The following is an 18,286-nucleotide window of genomic DNA, read 5'->3' on the forward strand; positions in this document are numbered from 1 at the left end:
GCGCCACGAGCGGGTAAAACGACGATGGGGCTTATCCGTTAATTACATTGGGAATATAACGATCGCGCCGACGCACAATGCCAGAATACGAATTAAGTACATCGGTACCGAGAATAGCCAGAATTCCGGCAGTTTATATTTACCCATTCCCAGAATCATTGCCGGCATGCCGTCAATTGGCATATAGCCGCCGTTCCAGCCTGAAATCACTACGGCAATAGCGGCCGCGGTTGGGTTAAGGCCGAGGCTGGTGCAGGCGGCGATCGCAATCGGCGCGAAGATATAGACCGAACCCATGTTCGAGCCGGTAAAGGTGGCGCAGGTACTGGTCAGTAGCGCAAAGATAAAAATAAACACGAACGGCGAGACGCTGGAGCCGAGCACGCCCGCAACCGCATCGCCCACCATTGCCGTAAACCCGGTGCCCGCCAGCGCGTCGGCGACGCCGATAACCCCGGCCATCATCAGGATAACCGGCGCGCCCATATGATCGCGCACCTCTTTGAAGTCGACGACATTAATCATCATGACGAACGCGGCGGCAAGACCCGGTACCACATAGGCGATATTGCCTAACTGATTCATCAGCATCATGCCGACCACGCTGACGGCAAACGCCCCGACGGTGCAGTACTCTTTCCACGCGGGCAGAGTGACGGTTTCCTCTTCGCGTACCGCCATTGCTTCCTCGGAGGCGTCGGCGATCGGGTGATCGGGTAAAAAGCGATACGAAATCAGGCACCAGGCCAAAAACGCCAGCGACATCACCAGATTGACCAGCGCAAATTTCACCATCGAAATTTCTTCGTTGAAACCGGCGGTTTGCAGCACCGTTGCGGTGACGCCGAACAGCAGCGCGACGTTAACCGGCAACAGCGGATGGTTGGTGGCGAATCCCAGCGGCATCATCAGCTTCGAGGTCGGCAGCTTCTTGCTGTAGGGAATGGTCGAAACCAGCGACAGAATCAGCACGTAGTAGCCGGTTGAACCGGTACCCGCCAGGCTGGCGCCGAGCATCACAATCAACAGCAGCAAAGCATAGCTTTTGTAGCTGCCTCTGTTCACCAGACTCACCATCGCGGACTTGACGTTGCCTATCAGCCGCGTTTTCTGCAGCGCCGCCATCACCACCATAAACCCGGCGATCATGATGACGCTGGAGTTGACAAACCCGGCGAAAGCCTGTTGAACGTTGGCGAGCCCTGTCACAACCAATAGCAGACAGGCGAGCAGCGGCGGTGCGCCAAAGGCCATTTTGTCTGACATAATAAGAACTATCATTAGCACCAGAATGCCCAGCGCCAGAATCATTTCCATTGTCATTGTTATTGCTCCTTCTTATTTACCCTTCCAGCATGTCGCCCGGCACTTTAAATACGGCTTTGCGTACCGTTGCCGGCGCGTCTACCGCGCAAAGCGCCTGGTGGGGTTCGCCGGGCAGAAATATCGCAAAATCACCGGCATGCAGGGTGATGGCCACCGGCAGTCGGCAATCGCGGGCGATAAACAGATCCGGTTTGCGCTCTTCATCGTCATCCTGCGCGACGCAGAGCATACCGGCGTTAATCACCTCGCAGCCCGCCAGCATCACCTGAATATCGGCCCACTGCTGGTGATATTCGGCGTGGCGCTGGGCGGTCGGCTGGGTATGCGCTTCGCCAATATTGCAAAACCAGCGGCAGCCCTCCGGCTGCCAGCGCCCGTCCTGCCTGGCGCTCAGCGCCTGCAGCGTGGCCTGCGGAAGGGCGAGAATTTGCCGCAGTGCTGGGGGAAGCCCTGCCAGCGGCAGAGCGTTAAGGTTGCCGACGATCATCGCGCGGACTCCTTCACCCATTCGGGCGTGATATGCACGTATTTAATCGCCTGACGGAACCAGGTGTAGGCAATGTGCAGCGTGCCGTCCGCCCCTTGTTTGATGCTCGGATAGGAGAATTCGCGGTTGCGCTTATCCAGCGAGTTGTTGGTCATGCAGTAGCCATCGCCTTCGTCGAGATTGCGCTGCCACGGCCAGGTTTTGCCGCCATCCGCAGAGATGGCTACGGTCATCGGCGCGCGCGGCGCGCCCCAGAACGCCGAGCGGCCGCTGGTGACTTCCGGCTCTTTACGGCTGTTATCGCCATCGTCGATTTCATCATAAAGCGACGCGCGGCGTTCCAGCGCGCCGGCGGCGCTCATGTGGTTAAATACCAGCGCCAGTTCGCCGCTGGCGAGGGTGGTGACCTGAATGGATGAGTTGTTATTGGGCAGCTCGGTCGGTTCCGGCACTGACCAGCTTTCGCCGTTATCTACGGACTGGCTGTAGTAGATGTTGTCGGCCCAGCGGCTGCGGAACAGCGCGACCAGCGTGCCGCCTGGCACGGCGGTGATATTCATATGCACGCAGCCGAGGCTTTGCGGTACTTCAACGTCGCGCCAGGTTTTGCCCTTATCGGCGGAGATTTTGACGGCGCTGATATCGTCGTTGCCGACCCACTTTTCGCCCGGCTGCGTGCGGCAGTAGAAGACCGGCAGCAGCCAGTTGCCGTTGTCCAGAACGGTCACCGGTTGGCGAATAAAGGTACCCGGTTTATCGAGCAGGGTAGCAATGTCGCCCCAGGCCTGACCCAGATCCGTTGACTGGCGATAGCGCACGATGGCGGTATCCTGGTTGCCGGAGATCTGCGCGGTCCACAGCAGCCACAGCACATTATCCGGCGCCAGAAACAGCACCGGGTTTTGCTCGGAGCGGCTGGCGTCGTTGGACAATTTGACCGCCTCGCTCCACTGGCGACTCCCGGGCAGCAGGCGCGATCCCCAAACGGAGATATCGGCCACGCCTTCCTGGGTACCGCCGAACCACACGCACATCAGCGAGCCGTCCGGCAGCGGCAGCAGGTTCGCCGCGTGATTTTGCGGACAAGATGAGGGGAGCATGGCGGTTTCCACGCGCTCATCCCGCGGGTGCTGAGATATAATTCCGTCACGAACTGCGGTTACAGACATATTCACTCTCCGTTATTTCAGTAGGGTTCTATTTATTGATCGGTAATGAGGCGTAAGCGTCTTGCTGTTGTGAAACTTTAATGATTTTTCTGCTGCGAATAATATTGAGCGTTTCTACCGCCAGCGAAAAGAAAATGGCAAAATAGAGATAACCTTTCGCAATATGTATTTCCAGGCTGTCGGCCACCAGTAATAACCCGACTAATAGCAGGAAAGTTAAAGCGAGCATTTTCATCGTTGGCGTGTTATTGACAAAATCGGCGATGGTTTTTGCCGCGAACATCATAATGCCAACAGCGATAATGACTGCCGTAATCATAATGAAAATATGTTGCGACAAACCGACTGCGGTAATAACAGAATCAAGGCTGAAGACGATATCCAGCAACATAATCTGGATGATGGCTCCGGCCAGCGAAAGCTGACGCTGGCCGCCGCCGTGCGACTCTTCTGCCAGCTGGAGTTCACCGCGTATCTCCTGCAGTGACTTGTAAATAAGGAAACAACCACCGACAAATAAAATGATGGTGCGCACCGATACGACAAAATGCGCAATAGTAAACAGCGGCAACGTTATATGCGCCAGCCAGGCAATAGATACCAGCAATAGCACGCGCATAACCATGGCGCCGCTTAATCCCAACTTACGTGCAACATTTTGCTGATGCGGCGGGAGCTTGGCCACCACCAGCGAGAGAAAGATAATATTATCGACCCCGAGAATAATCTCCAGAAAGGTGAGCGTTACCAGCGTCAACCATATTTCAGGATCAAGCATCCATATAAACATTGAAACATCCCTTACGCTACGTAAGACGTTATATACAAAACATTAAATATTGCCAGCACTGATTTTTGTTTAAACCAGCGCCGGGAATTTAATTAAATATTTCCGCTATCTTCAGGAAATATATTTGGCAATAATATGATTAATTTCCTCGCACTGCGCCGAGGTGAAGCTCACCGCATAGCGGCTGTCGCCAACATCGTGGCCCATCAGCTGCATCGCCTTTTTTACCGCCGCCGGCGAGAACGCAACTTTATAAAGATCGGTGCGCAGGCCGGTGACGCTCTCCTGAGCCTGGCGGGAGCCCTCAACATTGCCCGCTTTAAAATTTGCCCAGATGGCGTTGATCTCTTTTGGCGCGACGTTGGCCAGCCCGGAAATACAGGCGGAGCAGCCATCAACAAAACCCTGGTGTATCAGCGAATCAGGGCCGTTCAGCACGTCAAAATCGGCGATATCCCGGACCGCATCGAGGAAACCCTTCAGGCTTTCGTAGCTGCCGGCGCTGTCTTTGACGCCGATAATGTTCGGATGCTGCGCCAGCGCACGCGCGGTTTGCGGTTCAATGGTGTTGCCGGTACGCGCCGGGATGTTGTAGAGAAATACTGGTACGCTCAGGGCGTCAGCAATGGCGGTATAGTGGGCGATCAGCTCATCCTGTTTTAGCGGCACAAACCAGGGGGTGATGACCGAGACCGCGTCAACGCCCAGTTGTTCGATCTGTTTACCCAGGCGGATCGTTTCGCGAGTCGACACTTCACCGATATGCGCCACCACCGGCGCGCGACCGGCGACTTCTTCCACGCAGGCTTTAGCGACAGCGACTTTTTCCGCTTCATTGAGCACAAAAAACTCGCCGTTGGTCCCGCCGCAGAAAATACCGTTGCCCGCGGCGAGCTGGCGCTGCACCTGCTGCTTCAGCGCCGGAATATTTACGGCTCCCTCGGCGGTAAAAGGCGTGACGATGGCGGTCAGAACGCCGGTAATTGAATTGCTCATTTCATCTCTTCCCTGGTGTTATTGTGCTGGGAACAGGGTGCGGTAAACCGCCTCAACCTGCTCCTGGTTAACGCTGCATGGCGCATTATTCAGTAAACGTTTGACGTTCAGCGCCGCTTCGCTCAGTTCGCCGATACTCTCCTGCGGCACGCCCAGCGCGGCGAGGTTGTCGGGCAGCTGCAGGCGTTTCACCAGCGCGGCCAGCCAGGCGACCAGCGCATGAGATTTTTGTTCTTCGCTAAGCGTCAGATCGGCGTCAGGGATCAAATCCCATACTTGCGCGAATTTCGCCACCGCGTGCGGGCGCACCACCTTCATACAAGGCGCCAGCAGGATGGCGTTAGCCACGCCGTGCGGCAGGTGATATTTGCCGCCTAACGGATAGGAAAGGGCATGAACCAGATGAGTGCCCGCATGGTTAATGGCCACTCCGCCATAATAAGAGGCCCACAGCATCTCCAGCTTCGCCGCCAGATTGTGCGGCTCGCTCACCGACAGCTCGATGTTGCGCACCAGCTTGCGCAGGCCAATCAGCGCCGCGTTATCGCTAACCGGATTGGCAACGGTCGAAGTAAAGCACTCAATCAGGTGGCACAGCGCGTCGATGCCGGTAGAGGAGGCGATGTGCGCGGGCATGCTGGTGGTCAATTCCGGCAGCAGGGCAACGTAGTCCGGCAGCAGAACCGGGGAGATAATCCCCACCTTCGTATTCTGTTCCGGGATCGCCAGGATCGCGTTCGGCGTGGCTTCGGAACCGGTGCCGGCGGTGGCGGGAATTAATAACGAGGTCACCTTTTGCTGCGGCTTTTCGCCGGCCAGCAGCGCATCCAGCCCCGGCGAGCGGGGATGCAGCAGAACGGAGAGCAGCTTGGTCACATCCAGAACGCTACCGCCGCCGATCCCGACAATAAGCTCCGCTTGGTTAGCGCTGACGAGGCGCAGAATTTGCGCCATATCATGCTGGCTCGGCTCAGCCGGTACGGAATCCATCACCTGCAGCTGACGCCCCTCATCTTCCAGAAGCGCGCGGATCTGCTGCGCGGCATCGAGTTTGCCCACGTTGGCGTCGGTGACCAGCAAAATGCGCCTTTTGCCCGCTAGCAGCGGCAGCAGGGCGGTAAAGGCGCCCGCGCCGCTAATCAGAGTGCTGTTAATGGTTGCCACTTTTTTCTCCTCTGTAATGAATGATTAAATTTAATCATCTTTTCTGCGTGCCACTCACATTGTGGGATGAAGTTATAATTTATAGCGAGATTTAATAACTTGAGCTTGCTCACATTTAATCAATTGTGATTGAATATAATCATTATCAATATCGAACAGCTTGAAAAGGGAAAACGATGGGCAGCGGCGATAACAAGGTGCTGGTTCTGGCTGATGACTTTACCGGCGCAAATGACGCGGGAGTCAGCCTGGCGGAGACGGGGATGCGGGCGGAAGTGGCGTTTACCGCCAGCTATCAGGGGGAGGCGCAGGCGCTGATCCTCAATAGCGACAGCCGCGCGCAGCCCGCCGCAGAGGCGGCACGGCGCATCACGCATCTTTTACAGGCGGTGTTGCCGCGTTTTCAGCCGCGCTGGACGGTGAAAAAAATCGACTCCACGCTGCGTGGCAATCTCGGCGCCGAGCTGGAAGCAACGATGCGCGCGCTGAACTGCGCCGTAGCGGTTCTGGCGCCCGCCTTTCCGACAGCAGGCCGGGTGACGCGCCGGGGCCTGTGCTATGTGCACGGCGTGCCGGTGAATGAAACCGAGTTCGCGACCGACCCGAAAACGCCGGTCAGCAGCGCGGATATCGCCGTCGTGGTCGCTCAACAAAGCGATGTGCTGTGCCGCGGGACAACGGTCGCAGGGCTGGCGGCAGAGCTGGAACAAACGGTTGAGACGCCGCGGGTGCTGATCGTGGATGCCGAAGAAAACCAGCAGCTGGACGCCATTATCGCCACGGTCGCTGTGTGCGAGCAGCGGGTGCTGCTGGTGGGGGCTGCGGGGCTATGTGACGCCCTGGCGCGTCGGCTGGCCGCCGTACCGCGCGGACCGCTGCTGGCGATTGTCGGTTCAATGAGCGAGATTGCGCAACAGCAGGTCGCCCGGCTTGAGGCGCATTCGCGCGTTGTTCGCGTAGAAATTGATGTCGCGAGGGCGTTTGGCGGCGATGCCAACGCTGACGCCCGATGCATCGCCGCGGTATTGAGTGAAAATAATCATTGCGTCGTCACCACGCGTCCCGATAGCGAGGCGCGAAAGGGTATTGAAGCCCTGTGCCGGCAGCACGGGGTCGATCGCACCGCGCTTGGCGAGCGGATCTGCGCGTATCTGGCGCGCGTGAGCGAGCTGGCCATCGCGCAAAGCCAGCCGGGGGCGCTCTATTTATCCGGCGGCGACGTGGCTATCGCCGTGGCGCAGGCGCTGGGCGCCAGCGGATTTCATATTACAGGCCGGGTGGCGCAATGCGTGCCGTACGGCAATTTTCTGGGTAGTAGCTGGCAGCGGCCGGTAATGACCAAGGCAGGCGGATTCGGAACGGAAACCACCCTGCTGGAGGTCGTGAACTTTATTGAGGAGAAAATGAGTGACTAACATCATAGCGGTAACGATGGGAGATCCGGCAGGCATTGGCCCGGAAATTATTATTAAATCGCTGGTTGAGGGGAAACTCAACGGCGCGCCGGTAGTCGTGGTGGGCTGTGCGCAGACGCTGCGGCGGATCCTGGCGCTGGGGATCACCCCGCGCGCCGAACTGCGAATCATTGAGAACCCGGGGCAGGCGCAGTTCAGCGCGGGCACGATTAACGTGATCGACGAACCGCTGGCCGATCCGCAGGGGCTGCGCCCGGGCGAAGTACAGGCACAGGCGGGGGATTTAGCATACCGCTGCATCAAGCGGGCGACCGACCTGGCGATGGCCGGAGAGGTGTTCGCGCTCGCCACCGCGCCGTTAAATAAAGAAGCGCTGCATCTGGCCGGGCACAACTTCCCGGGGCATACCGAAATGCTCGCCCATCTGACGCAGACCAAAGATTTCGCGATGGTGCTGTATACCGATAAGCTCAAGGTTATCCATATCTCCACCCACGTGGCGCTGCGTAACTTCCTCGATAACCTGAACCAGCCGCGGGTGGAGACGGTGATTGGTATTGCCGATAGCTTCCTGCGCCGGGTGGGTTATAGCCAGCCGCGTATTGCCGTCGCCGGGGTTAATCCTCACGCCGGTGAAAACGGCCTGTTTGGCGATGAAGAGATCCGTATCGTCGGGCCGGCGGTAGAAGCGATGAAAGCCAAAGGTCTTAACGTCACCGGACCGTGCCCGCCGGATACGGTGTTTATGCAGTGCCACGAAGGCCTGTTTGATATGGTCGTGGCGATGTATCACGATCAGGGACATATTCCGCTAAAATTGCTTGGGTTTTATGATGGGGTGAATATTACCGCCGGACTGCCGTTTATTCGCACTTCCGCCGACCACGGCACGGCGTTTGATATTGCCTGGACAGGTAAAGCTAAGTCTGACAGCATGACTACCTCTATTGAGCTCGCCATGCAAATCGCACAGGAATAACATGAAGGGATATAACCGGTTAGAGCAGATTATGGATTATCTCAAGAGCCATAATCTGGTGACAGTGGACCAGCTGGTGGCGGTGACCGACGCCTCGCCCGCGACCATTCGCCGCGACCTGATTAAGCTCGATCAGGAAGGGGTGATCAGCCGAACGCACGGCGGCGTGACCCTCAACCGGTTTATTCCAGCACAACCGACCACGCAGGAGAAATCCCAGCGTAGCCAGCAGGAAAAATACGCCATCGCCAGCGCGGCGGCGGCGTTGGTCAAGGCCGGGGACGCCATTGTCCTCGATGCCGGGACTACCATGATTGAACTGGCCCGGCAAATTACCCATCTGCCGCTGCGGGTGATCACCAGCGACCTGCATATCGCCCTGTTCCTGTCGGAGTTTAAGCAAATTGAAGTGACGATCATCGGCGGGCGCATCGACGACAGCAGCCAGTCCTGCATCGGCGATCACGGGCGCCGCCTGCTGCAGAATATCTGGCCCGATCTGGCATTTGTCAGCTGCAACGGCTGGGACCTGGAGAAGGGCGTCACCTCGCCAACGGAAGAAAAAGCGGCGCTGAAGCGCGACTTAATCGCCAACGCCCGGCGGCGCATACTGCTGGCGGACAGCTCTAAATACGGCGCCTGGTCGCTGTTTAATATCACGCATCTCGACTCACTCACCGATATCATTACCGACAGTCATCTGCCGGAAGCGACGCGCGAAGCGTTAACGCATATTCATCCCCGGCTGATCGTGGCCGGCTAGCCGGGAAGCGGCTTACGGCAGACGGGCGATACTGGCTTTAATCACCTCGATAGCGTGGCGAAACTTCTCCGCTTCATCATCGGCCAGCTGCAGCTCAATAATTTGCTGCACGCCGCTTTGCGTGAGCACCGCCGGAACGCCGGCCGCCGCGCCGGTTACCCCGTACTCGCCATCAAGAATGCACGATACCGCCAGCGCACGATGGCTGCCGGTGAAAATATTGCGACAGATTTCGGCGATGGTCCCAGCGACGCCGTACTCCGTGCAGCCTTTGCCGGCGTAAATCTCAAACCCCAGCTTACGCACCTTGTCGGCAATCAGCTCCCGGTCGAGGGCTTTACCGGTATGTTTCTGGTAAACATCGGCGATGGCGGAGCCGTAAACCGCCGAGTGCGACCATACCGGAAACTGGGCATCGCCATGCTCGCCCAGAATAAAGGCGTCGATGCTTTGCGCGCCGATATCCAGCGCCTGGGCCAGCACCCTGCGTAAGCGGGTGGTATCTAACCAGACGCCGGTTCCCAGCACCTGGCCGCGCGGCAGGCCAGAAAGCTGCCACACCTGCCAGGTGATGATGTCGCAGGGATTGGTGGCAACCAAAAAGATGCCGTTGAAGCCGCCGTTCATCATCTGCGGGACAAGGCTTTTGACGATTTTCGCCGTGTTGGTCAATTCATCCAATCGGGTCTGGCCCGGCTTGAGCGCGCCGCCGGAAACGGTGATCACCGCGATATCGACATCGGCGCAGTCGCTGGCTTCGCGGGTGGAAATGGTCATCATTCCCGGCATATAGGCGGCCGCGTCGCTCAGGTCCTGAGCGTGCGCTTCGGCGCGTGGTTTATTGAGATCGACAAGGATCAACTCCTCGCAAACCGACTGGTTTAACAGGGCGTAGGCCGCAGAGGCGCCGACGTTTCCGGCCCCGATAATCATCACCTTGCGCGCTTTGGTATTCATCGTTTTATCCTGATAAAAGACATCATGCCGCAAAATTACTGCCTCCCAAGGGGTTAGCGCAAGCGGGGCCGGAAGCTATAAGTTAATGCTATGGCGGCGCTGCGGACGCTGCGCGCTACAGTACGCTCAAAAAAGGAGCTTATTTATGTACACCATCGCCGCGACCCCGCTAAACCACCCGGACCTCACCGCTTTAATTGCCGAACTGGACGCCTACCAGCAGACGCTCTATCCGGCGGAAAGCAACCATCTGATCGACCTGAGCGCGCTTCCGGCGGAGTCGGTTATCGCGCTAATTATCCGCGATACCCGGCAGCAGGCCGTTGGCTGCGGGGCGATCGTGCTCGGCGAAGAGGGGTTTGGCGAGATGAAACGGGTGTTCATTAACCCGGCCCATCGCGGCCAGCAGCTGGGAGAAAAACTGCTGGCGGCGCTGGAGAAAGAGGCGATAAATCGTGAATGCCATACCCTGCGCCTGGAAACCGGCATCCATCAGCACGCCGCCGTTGCGCTATATACGCGCAATGGGTATCAGACCCGCAGCGCCTTCGCGCCGTATCAGCCGGATCCGTTAAGCATCTTTATGGAGAAACTGCTGCTTGTCGATCTTCGTTCAGCAGCGCTATAAACGCTTCGAGCTGGCGAGTTTTCGCCCCGCGCCGCCAGACCAGCCAGGTCGTTAACCAGCGCCACTCTTCGGCCAGCGGCCAGGCGGAAACCTGCTGGTGGCCCGGCATGCTCTCGAGCATGCTGCGCGGGATCAGCGCCAGCCCGGCGCCGGCAATGACGCAGGCCAGCATTCCGTGGTAGGACTCCATCTCATGGATCCGCCCCGGGGTGGCGCGATCGGCGTGGAACCAGCTCTCAAAATGACGGCGGTAGGAGCAGTTGGCGCGAAACGCGTAGACGCTGGCGCCGTTCACTTCGCTGGCCCGGGCGATGGGCGGATGGCCAAATGGCGCGACGATCATCATCTCTTCCGGGAACACCGGTAACCCTTCAAGCCCCGGATGCACCAGCGGGCCGTCGACGAACGCCGCGCTCAGGTTGCCCTCGAGTACGCCGTCGATCATGGTGCCGGACGGGCCGGTGGAGAGGGCCAGATGGATCTTCGGATAGCGCTGATTAAAGTGCGCCAGGGTCGGGGAAATACGCACGGCGGCGGTACTCTCCAGCGAGCCGAGCGAAAACAGTCCCTGAGGCTCGTCCCCCGCGACCACCATCCGCGCCTCATCAACCAGCGCCAGGATCTGCTGGCTATAGCGTAAAAAGCTGTGTCCGGCGGGCGACAGGCGCAGGCGCTGGTTTTCGCGAATAAACAGTTCGACGCCGAGATCCGCCTCCAGCTGGCGAATGCGCGTGGTCAGGTTCGACGGCACGCGATGCACCTTCTGCGCGGCCTGGGTAATGCTGCCTGTGCTGGCGACGGCGTTAAACATCTCAAGCTGGGTCAGATCCATAGCGTTCTTCTTTTGTGAAAGGGTTGCTCAATATTATTCATTTTTAATGAAGGGAAGGGTAAGCCAGAATAAGGTCACTTCACAATCAACACAGAGAGAAAAATGATGAATTTATCTGCCACTCATGCGGTTTCCGTGAACCCAACGACAGGTGAAACGCTGTCGTCTCTGCCATGGGCCAGCGAACAACAGGTTGATTCAGCCATTGCCCTTGCGGAACAAGGCTATCGCCAATGGCGCAAGGTCAGCGTGGCGCAGCGCGCGACGACGCTGCGTAACGTCGGCGCCGCGATGCGCGCCCGGAGCGAAGCGCTGGCGCAAATGATTAGCCTTGAGATGGGCAAACCGATTGCCCAGGCGCGCGGCGAAGTCGCTAAATCCGCCAATCTTTGTGACTGGTATGCCGAACACGGCCCGGCGATGCTGAATACCGAAGCGACGCTGGTTGAAGACAATAAAGCGGTAATTGAGTACCGTCCGATGGGCGCTATCCTCGCGATCATGCCGTGGAACTTCCCGGTGTGGCAGGTGCTGCGCGGCGCGGTGCCGATTCTGCTGGCGGGCAACAGCTATCTGCTTAAGCATGCGCCAAACGTGCTGGGCAGCGCGGCGATGATTGGCGAAATTTTTGCCGCAGCGGGCGTGCCGGAAGGCGTGTTTGGCTGGGTGAACGCCACCAACGACGGCGTTTCGCAAATGATTAACGACCCGCGCATCGCCGCGGTGACCGTCACCGGCAGCGTGCGCGCCGGGAAGGCGATTGGTGCTCAGGCCGGCGCGGCGTTGAAAAAATGCGTGCTGGAGCTGGGCGGTTCCGATCCTTTTATCGTCCTTAACGACGCCGACCTTGATGAGGCGGTGAAGGCGGCGGTGATTGGCCGCTACCAGAATACCGGGCAGGTCTGCGCAGCCGCGAAGCGTTTCATCGTCGAGGCGGGTATTGCTGAAGCCTTTACGCAGAAATTTGTCGCCGCCGTCGCCGCGCTGAAAATGGGCGATCCGCGCGATGAGCAGAATTATATTGGACCGATGGCGCGTTTCGACCTGCGCGATGAGCTGCACGAGCAGGTGCGGGCAACCCTAAAAGAGGGGGCGACCCTGCTGCTGGGCGCGGAAAAAATCGAAGGCGCAGGCAACTACTATGCGCCAACGGTGCTGGGGAACGTCACCGCTGAGATGACCGGCTTTCGCGAGGAACTGTTTGGGCCGGTGGCGACGATTACCGAAGCCCGTGATGCCGATCATGCGCTGGCGCTGGCTAACGAGAGCGAATTTGGCCTTTCAGCAACGGTTTATACCACCAGTGAAACGCAGGCCCGGCGCTTTGCCGATGAGCTGGAGTGCGGCGGGGTGTTTATCAACGGCTACTGCGCCAGCGATGCCCGCGTGGCGTTCGGCGGCGTGAAGAAAAGCGGTTTTGGCCGCGAGCTCTCCCATTTTGGCCTGCATGAATTCTGCAACGTGCAGACTGTCTGGAGAGATCGCCGCTAACCCTACAAACTGCCCCCGGAGGCGGCGCAATGCCCCTGCCCGGGCTACGGGTCACAGCCATCTGCGATCGCGTAGCCCGGGAAAAAAGCCCCGATATGATTAAGCTATTCACTTAGCGGCACCGAAGCGAGAAAGAGGCTGTTTCTTCGCGCCGCGTGCGCCTATAATTACCGCCCGAATTTTGTTGTTGGCAAGGAGCCGCGCGTGGCGACGGTAATAAATAACGCAATGCTCGATGCCATTTTGGCTGAAGTCAGGCCGCTGATTGGACGCGGTAAAGTGGCGGACTATATTCCGGCGCTGGCCAGCGTCAGCGGCGATAAGCTCGGCGTGGCCATCTGTACGGTCGACGGTCAGCACTACAGCGCCGGCGACGCGCACGAGCGTTTCTCCATTCAATCGATCTCGAAAGTCCTGAGCCTGGTGGTGGCGATGAATCACTATCAGGAAGAGGAGATCTGGCAGCGGGTGGGGAAAGATCCCTCCGGCCAGCCTTTTAACTCGCTGTTGCAGCTGGAAATTGAGCAAGGCAAACCGCGCAACCCGTTTATTAACGCCGGGGCGCTGGTGGTCTGCGATATGCTGCAAAGCCGTCTTAGCGCGCCCCGCCAGCGAATGCTGGAAATCGTTCGTCGTCTGAGCGGGGTGGGCGATATCGCCTATGATCCGGTGGTTGCCCGCTCGGAGTTCGATCATTCGGCGCGCAATGCCGCTATCGCCTGGCTAATGAAATCCTTCGGCAATTTCCATAACGATGTCGCCACGGTACTGCAAAACTATTTCCACTACTGTTCGCTGGAGATGAGCTGCGTGGAGCTGGCGCGCACCTTTCTGTTTCTTGCTGACCGAGGTATCGCCCCGCACCTTGAGACGCCGGTGATTGCGCCGATTCAGTCGCGGCAGGTCAACGCCCTGATGATGACCAGCGGCATGTATCAGAACGCCGGTGAATTTGCGTGGCGCGTCGGTTTGCCGGCGAAATCCGGCGTCGGCGGCGGGATTGTGGCTATTGTCCCGCAGGAGATGGCGATCGCGGTGTGGAGCCCGGAGCTCGATGAGGCGGGGAACTCGCTGGCCGGGATTGCTTTACTGGAAAAACTCACCCAAAAGCTGGGGAGGTCGGTGTTCTGATGGTGCCAATCGAAAGCCTGTTTGCCCGCCTGCAGCGTTCCACTTTTCGCTCCCGTTTTCGCCTCAGCGTGAAAGAACGGCAGTACTGTTATGATAAGGGCGCGGAAGTTATCGACCAGCACGCGGCGGACTTTATCGCCCGGCGGCTGGCGCCCGCGCGCATTCCTAACGACGGCAAGCAGACCCCGATGCGCGGACATCCGGTGTTTATCGCCCAGCATGCCACCGCGACCTGCTGTCGCGGCTGTCTGGAGAAGTGGCACGCCATCCCGCGCGGGCGCGAGCTCAGCGACGAAGAGCAGCGCTACGTGGTGCAGGTTATTCACCACTGGCTGGTGATCCAGATGAATTCGCCGGATCGCGGCAGACCGTAATTCATCGGGCGGCGGTATATGCCTGATAATTATTCTCATGATATGATGAACCGCTTACTCATTATTAACATAATAATTGCCTGAAACATTTAGACGGATAATCATGAATGTCTCCACTGTCGATTCGGTCATTCACGCTGTTTCGTGAGGAACAGCCCGTGCGTGATGCGCTGGTGTTGTTCACTTTAACGCTACTGCTGCATTTCTTCGGCGCGATGCTGCGTCTGGTACAAGAATTGTCGTTCTTCTGGCCGCTTAACGCGGTGATGGCGGGGATTTTCGCGCGTTATATCTGGCTAAATCGCAGCTATTTTTACGCCATCTGTTTTGCCGCCATGCTGGTATATGACGGTTTAACTTCGCGTTGGGGGATGGGGCTCGCCTCCTTTCTGATCAATTTCTCCAATATCGTATTTATCGTTACCCTGGCGCAGCTCATTTTGTGGGATAAGCGGCGGGCGGATTCGATGCCGGGACCGATCAACGCGCTAAGCCTGTTTTGCTATTGCCTGCTGGCGGCGCTGCTGTGCGCGGCCGTTGGGGCGCTGGGTTCGGTAGATGTGGAACGCGCCACGTTTATTCCCCAACTGGCGGACTGGTTTAGCGAACAGTTTTCCACTGCCGTACTGATCCTGCCGTTCATTTTAACCCTCACGCTCCCTTCGGCGTTCGGGCGTTTTCGCCTGCGTCAGCTGTTACCGGCGATTGCGCTGGTGCTGTCAATTGTGCTCGGCGTGGCGGTGGGCGGGGCCGGGAGCATCACCTTCCCGCTACCGGCGCTGATCTGGTGCGCGATTCGCTACCCGCTGCCGCTGACCTGCCTGCTGACCTTTATTACCGGGATTAGCGAAATTCTGCTGGTGGCGAACTCGCTGATTCACCTCACGCCCGACACCCGAATGCAGCCGTGGCAGCTGTTTTCGACGCGTCTGGGTATCGCGGCGATGCTGATCAGCCCGATTATCGTCGCTTCCAGCGTCGAGGCGATAAATAATCTTGTCAAACAGCTGGCCCTGCGCGCTGACTTTGACTTTCAGACCCGGGTCTATTCTCGCTCGGGGTTAAGCGAAGCGCTGAAACGTCAGCCGCTGTCGGAAGATAAGCGGTTAACGGTCATGGTGCTGGATATCGACGGCTTCAAGCAGGTCAACGATCGCTGGGGCCATGAGTGCGGCGACTGCGTGCTGGCCCAGTTTGCGCAGCAGGTAAGGCTACTGGTGGGCGAAGAGGGCATGGTGGCGCGCATTGGCGGGGAAGAGTTTGCCGTCGCGGCGCTGACCTCATCAGAACGGGACGGACAGGTGCTGGCGGAAAAAATTCGTCAGGGAATCGAATCGCAGACCTTCACCTGGGGGCAATACAAAATCCAGCTGACCGTCAGCATGGGGCTGGAGAGCCAACCGCTCGCTACCGCCAGGGTTACGGATCTGTTCAACCAGCTGCTGATGGAAGCCGATGATTCGATGATTCGGGCGAAACGTGCCGGGCGCAACCGGATTTTTACGCACGAAATGGCCTGAATAACCCCATAAGAAAACGCGATGATAATTTTGCTTGTGTTAAATATAAGTTAAAAACATAGTGATGTGGTCAATTTCAAGGAGTTACCTATGACCACATCTTTCACTCTGCGCACGCTGTCGCGTGACGATATTCTCGAACACCTTTCTGAATTAACCGATATCCTCGTCAGCTGCGTCAACGGCGGGGCCTCGGTGAGCTTTATGCTGCCTTTCGCCCCGGAAACCGCGACGGCGTTCTGGCTGCGAATGGCGCAAAGCGTTGCCGCCGGGGAACGCGTTGTCCTCGCCGCGGCGGATGCAGAGCAGCGGCTCGTTGGTACGGTACAGCTGATTACCGACCAGCCGGAAAACCAACCGCACCGCGCCGATGTTGCCAAGCTCCTGGTTCACCAAAATGCGCGTCGTCAGGGGCTGGCGAATGCGCTGATGACCCGGCTGGAAGCGATCGCGCGCGAGCAGGGCAAAAGCGTTCTGGTGCTGGATACCGCAACCGGCAGTGGGGCAGAAAACTTTTACGTGCAGTGCGGCTGGGAAAAAGCCGGGGAAATCCCCCGCTATGCGCTGATGCCGGACGGCGAGCTGACGGCAACGTCGCTGTTCTATAAATTTCTGTCTTAAATTTGATATTGCATACAGCTTTGATCAAAACGGGGTTTCACTTAGCTAAAAACCTGATAACTTATTGGACCAATTACTCAGGTTGTATGACTACTCTATGAGGGAACCCTTGTGAAAACACTAAACCGTCGCGATTTCCCGGGCGCGCAGTACCCTGAACGTATCATTCAGTTTGGCGAAGGCAACTTCCTGCGCGCGTTTATCGACTGGCAGATCGATCTACTAAACGAGCATACCGACCTGAATGCCGGGGTGGTGATTGTGCGTCCGATTGAGAGTACGTTCCCGCCGTCGCTCAGCGTCCAGGACGGTCTCTACACCACGATAATTCGCGGCCTGAATGAGAAGGGTGAAGCGGTCAGCGATGCGCGCCTGATTCGCTCGGTCAACCGCGAAATTAGCGCCTATGCGGATTACGATGAACTGCTGCGGCTGGCGCATAACCCGGATATGCGCTTTGTGTTTTCCAATACCACCGAAGCGGGAATTAGCTACCATGCGGGCGACCGTTTTGACGATGCGCCCGCGGTAAGCTATCCGGCTAAACTGACCCGTCTGCTGTTTGAACGCTACAGCCATTTCTCCGGCGCGGCGGATAAAGGCTGGGTCATCGTTCCCTGCGAGCTGATTGACTATAATGGCGAAGCGCTGCGTGAACTGGTGCTGCGCTATGCGCAGGAGTGGGCGCTGCCGGAAGCCTTTGTGGCATGGCTGGATGAAGCCAACGCTTTTTGTTCTACGCTGGTAGACCGCATTGTGACCGGCTATCCGCGTGATGAAGCCGCGCAGATTGAAGAGCAGCTGGGATATAAAGACGCTTTCCTCGATACCGCCGAACACTTCTACCTGTTTGTCATTCAGGGGCCGAAATCTCTGGCCGCCGAGCTGCGACTCGATAAACTGCCGCTTAACGTCCTGATCGTGGACGATATTAAGCCGTACAAAGAGCGTAAAGTGGCCATTCTTAACGGCGCGCACACCGCGCTGGTGCCGGTCGCCTTCCAGGCAGGGCTGGATACCGTGGGCGATGCGATGAACGATGCGGAAATTTGCGCTTTCGTCGAGAAGGCGATTTACCAGGAGATCATTCCGGTTCTCGATCTGCCGCGCGATGAGCTGGAGTCTTTTGCCAGCGCGGTAACCGGTCGCTTCCGTAACCCCTATATTAAGCATCAGCTGCTGTCTATCGCGCTTAACGGGATGACTAAATACCGTACCCGTATTCTGCCGCAGCTGCTGGCGGGACAGAAGAAAGCGGGGAAACTCCCGGCGCGTCTGACCTTTGCGCTGGCGGCGCTGATCGCATTTTATCGCGGCGAGCGTCACGGCGAGAGCTATCCGGTACAGGACGACGCCGAATGGATAGAGAGCTATCAGGCGCTGTGGGCCCAGCATCGGGATCGTCAAATCAGCACCCGCGAGCTGGTAAACGCGGTGCTTTGCGTTGAGTCCCACTGGGAGCAGGACCTGACGAAAGTTTCCGGCCTGGCCGAGCAGGTGGCGCAGGATCTGGATGCTATTTTGCGCGACGGTATGCGCGCCGCCGTTAAGCCGCTGTGCTGATATCCTGAAACGACCGGATTGCGGCCGGGTAAGGCGCCAGCCGCTACCCGGCAAGAATCCCGGCACCGTGCCGAACGCGA

At 58.1% G+C, this 18,286-nt stretch carries 18 protein-coding genes; 10 read left to right on the forward strand and 8 right to left on the reverse strand.

The window, feature by feature from the left end:
• Positions 1-42 precede the first annotated feature (42 nt).
• From ACE3MN_RS12385 to ACE3MN_RS12410, 6 genes are all read right to left on the reverse strand, one after another.
• On the reverse strand, positions 43-1,323 hold the full coding sequence (locus ACE3MN_RS12385) for an SLC13 family permease (protein ID WP_004132757.1): 1,281 nt from the start codon (positions 1,321-1,323) through the stop codon (positions 43-45).
• A 19-nt stretch (positions 1,324-1,342) separates the two neighbouring features.
• Positions 1,343-1,813 carry a YhcH/YjgK/YiaL family protein gene (locus ACE3MN_RS12390; RefSeq protein WP_098140730.1) on the reverse strand — a complete coding sequence of 157 codons (471 nt, stop codon included), beginning with the start codon at positions 1,811-1,813 and terminating at the stop codon, positions 1,343-1,345.
• Positions 1,810-2,982, reverse strand: coding sequence for an exo-alpha-sialidase (locus tag ACE3MN_RS12395; RefSeq protein ID WP_375364377.1), 1,173 nt, complete (start codon positions 2,980-2,982; stop codon positions 1,810-1,812). Before ACE3MN_RS12395 ends, ACE3MN_RS12390 begins: the two co-directional genes overlap by 4 nt.
• Before the next feature lie 28 nt (positions 2,983-3,010).
• Positions 3,011-3,772: a TerC family protein gene (locus tag ACE3MN_RS12400; protein ID WP_375364378.1), complete on the reverse strand. Its 762-nt coding sequence runs from the start codon at positions 3,770-3,772 to the stop codon at positions 3,011-3,013.
• Between the two features lie 111 nt (positions 3,773-3,883).
• Complete coding sequence (locus ACE3MN_RS12405; RefSeq protein WP_049089027.1) at positions 3,884-4,768, reverse strand: dihydrodipicolinate synthase family protein; 885 nt, start codon at positions 4,766-4,768, stop codon at positions 3,884-3,886.
• A gap of 18 nt (positions 4,769-4,786) precedes the next feature.
• The gene (locus ACE3MN_RS12410; protein WP_004132747.1) at positions 4,787-5,932 is read right to left on the reverse strand and encodes an iron-containing alcohol dehydrogenase; all 1,146 of its coding nucleotides are present in this window, start codon (positions 5,930-5,932) and stop codon (positions 4,787-4,789) included.
• Between the two features lie 176 nt (positions 5,933-6,108).
• Between ACE3MN_RS12410 and dtnK the strand changes: the two genes are divergently transcribed.
• From dtnK to ACE3MN_RS12425, 3 genes are read left to right on the forward strand one after another with little or no spacing between them, the layout of a single operon-like run.
• Positions 6,109-7,347, forward strand: coding sequence for a D-threonate kinase (gene dtnK, locus ACE3MN_RS12415; RefSeq protein ID WP_024358064.1), 1,239 nt, complete (start codon positions 6,109-6,111; stop codon positions 7,345-7,347).
• The gene (locus tag ACE3MN_RS12420; RefSeq protein ID WP_024358065.1) at positions 7,340-8,326 is read left to right on the forward strand and encodes a D-threonate 4-phosphate dehydrogenase; all 987 of its coding nucleotides are present in this window, start codon (positions 7,340-7,342) and stop codon (positions 8,324-8,326) included. The genes dtnK and ACE3MN_RS12420 overlap by 8 nt, the downstream gene beginning before the upstream one ends.
• Before the next feature lies 1 nt (position 8,327).
• Positions 8,328-9,089, forward strand: coding sequence for a DeoR/GlpR family DNA-binding transcription regulator (locus ACE3MN_RS12425; protein ID WP_024358066.1), 762 nt, complete (start codon positions 8,328-8,330; stop codon positions 9,087-9,089).
• Positions 9,090-9,101: 12 nt separating this feature from the next.
• On the opposite strand, the gene ACE3MN_RS12430 is transcribed toward ACE3MN_RS12425, so the two are convergent.
• Positions 9,102-10,046, reverse strand: coding sequence for an L-lactate dehydrogenase (locus ACE3MN_RS12430; protein WP_101868028.1), 945 nt, complete (start codon positions 10,044-10,046; stop codon positions 9,102-9,104).
• 145 nt (positions 10,047-10,191) lie between these two features.
• Between ACE3MN_RS12430 and ACE3MN_RS12435 the strand changes: the two genes are divergently transcribed.
• Positions 10,192-10,674 carry a GNAT family N-acetyltransferase gene (locus tag ACE3MN_RS12435; RefSeq protein WP_049085887.1) on the forward strand — a complete coding sequence of 161 codons (483 nt, stop codon included), beginning with the start codon at positions 10,192-10,194 and terminating at the stop codon, positions 10,672-10,674.
• On the opposite strand, the gene ptrR is transcribed toward ACE3MN_RS12435, so the two are convergent.
• Positions 10,628-11,506 carry a putrescine utilization regulator PtrR gene (gene ptrR / locus ACE3MN_RS12440; RefSeq protein WP_004135506.1) on the reverse strand — a complete coding sequence of 293 codons (879 nt, stop codon included), beginning with the start codon at positions 11,504-11,506 and terminating at the stop codon, positions 10,628-10,630. The genes ACE3MN_RS12435 and ptrR overlap by 47 nt on opposite strands.
• A gap of 102 nt (positions 11,507-11,608) precedes the next feature.
• Here ptrR and sad point away from each other — a divergent pair, with 102 nt between their 5' ends.
• The 6 genes from sad to ACE3MN_RS12470 all read left to right on the forward strand — a co-directional run bounded on the left by sad (position 11,609) and on the right by ACE3MN_RS12470 (position 18,206).
• Complete coding sequence (gene sad, locus ACE3MN_RS12445) at positions 11,609-12,997, forward strand: succinate-semialdehyde dehydrogenase (RefSeq protein ID WP_171840894.1); 1,389 nt, start codon at positions 11,609-11,611, stop codon at positions 12,995-12,997.
• A 204-nt stretch (positions 12,998-13,201) separates the two neighbouring features.
• Complete coding sequence (glsB, locus tag ACE3MN_RS12450; protein ID WP_004135510.1) at positions 13,202-14,128, forward strand: glutaminase B; 927 nt, start codon at positions 13,202-13,204, stop codon at positions 14,126-14,128.
• Complete coding sequence (locus tag ACE3MN_RS12455; RefSeq protein WP_102649766.1) at positions 14,128-14,502, forward strand: DUF4186 domain-containing protein; 375 nt, start codon at positions 14,128-14,130, stop codon at positions 14,500-14,502. The genes glsB and ACE3MN_RS12455 overlap by 1 nt, the downstream gene beginning before the upstream one ends.
• A 107-nt stretch (positions 14,503-14,609) precedes the next feature.
• The gene (locus ACE3MN_RS12460; protein WP_024358070.1) at positions 14,610-16,022 is read left to right on the forward strand and encodes a GGDEF domain-containing protein; all 1,413 of its coding nucleotides are present in this window, start codon (positions 14,610-14,612) and stop codon (positions 16,020-16,022) included.
• 90 nt (positions 16,023-16,112) lie between these two features.
• Entirely contained in the window at positions 16,113-16,643 is a 531-nt protein-coding gene (locus ACE3MN_RS12465; RefSeq protein ID WP_004135516.1) for a GNAT family N-acetyltransferase, read from the forward strand.
• A gap of 111 nt (positions 16,644-16,754) precedes the next feature.
• Complete coding sequence (locus ACE3MN_RS12470; RefSeq protein ID WP_102649767.1) at positions 16,755-18,206, forward strand: tagaturonate reductase; 1,452 nt, start codon at positions 16,755-16,757, stop codon at positions 18,204-18,206.
• Positions 18,207-18,286: the final 80 nt, after the last annotated feature.

The organism is Klebsiella grimontii (genome assembly GCF_042137965.1).
Lineage (GTDB): Bacteria > Pseudomonadota > Gammaproteobacteria > Enterobacterales > Enterobacteriaceae > Klebsiella > Klebsiella grimontii.

What these genes read in the sequence shown, in the direction of transcription:
- ACE3MN_RS12385 (WP_004132757.1), bottom strand. Translation starts at nt 1,323, where the DNA reads ATGACAATGGAAATGATTCTGGCGCTGGGCATTCTGGTGCTAATGATA.
- sad (WP_171840894.1), top strand. Translation starts at nt 11,609, where the DNA reads ATGATGAATTTATCTGCCACTCATGCGGTTTCCGTGAACCCAACGACA.
- ACE3MN_RS12435 (WP_049085887.1), top strand. Translation starts at nt 10,192, where the DNA reads ATGTACACCATCGCCGCGACCCCGCTAAACCACCCGGACCTCACCGCT.
- ACE3MN_RS12405 (WP_049089027.1), bottom strand. Translation starts at nt 4,768, where the DNA reads ATGAGCAATTCAATTACCGGCGTTCTGACCGCCATCGTCACGCCTTTT.
- ACE3MN_RS12455 (WP_102649766.1), top strand. Translation starts at nt 14,128, where the DNA reads ATGGTGCCAATCGAAAGCCTGTTTGCCCGCCTGCAGCGTTCCACTTTT.
- ACE3MN_RS12460 (WP_024358070.1), top strand. Translation starts at nt 14,610, where the DNA reads ATGTCTCCACTGTCGATTCGGTCATTCACGCTGTTTCGTGAGGAACAG.
- ACE3MN_RS12390 (WP_098140730.1), bottom strand. Translation starts at nt 1,813, where the DNA reads ATGATCGTCGGCAACCTTAACGCTCTGCCGCTGGCAGGGCTTCCCCCA.
- ACE3MN_RS12425 (WP_024358066.1), top strand. Translation starts at nt 8,328, where the DNA reads ATGAAGGGATATAACCGGTTAGAGCAGATTATGGATTATCTCAAGAGC.
- ACE3MN_RS12430 (WP_101868028.1), bottom strand. Translation starts at nt 10,046, where the DNA reads ATGAATACCAAAGCGCGCAAGGTGATGATTATCGGGGCCGGAAACGTC.
- ACE3MN_RS12465 (WP_004135516.1), top strand. Translation starts at nt 16,113, where the DNA reads ATGACCACATCTTTCACTCTGCGCACGCTGTCGCGTGACGATATTCTC.
- dtnK (WP_024358064.1), top strand. Translation starts at nt 6,109, where the DNA reads ATGGGCAGCGGCGATAACAAGGTGCTGGTTCTGGCTGATGACTTTACC.
- ptrR (WP_004135506.1), bottom strand. Translation starts at nt 11,506, where the DNA reads ATGGATCTGACCCAGCTTGAGATGTTTAACGCCGTCGCCAGCACAGGC.
- ACE3MN_RS12395 (WP_375364377.1), bottom strand. Translation starts at nt 2,982, where the DNA reads ATGTCTGTAACCGCAGTTCGTGACGGAATTATATCTCAGCACCCGCGG.
- ACE3MN_RS12400 (WP_375364378.1), bottom strand. Translation starts at nt 3,772, where the DNA reads ATGTTTATATGGATGCTTGATCCTGAAATATGGTTGACGCTGGTAACG.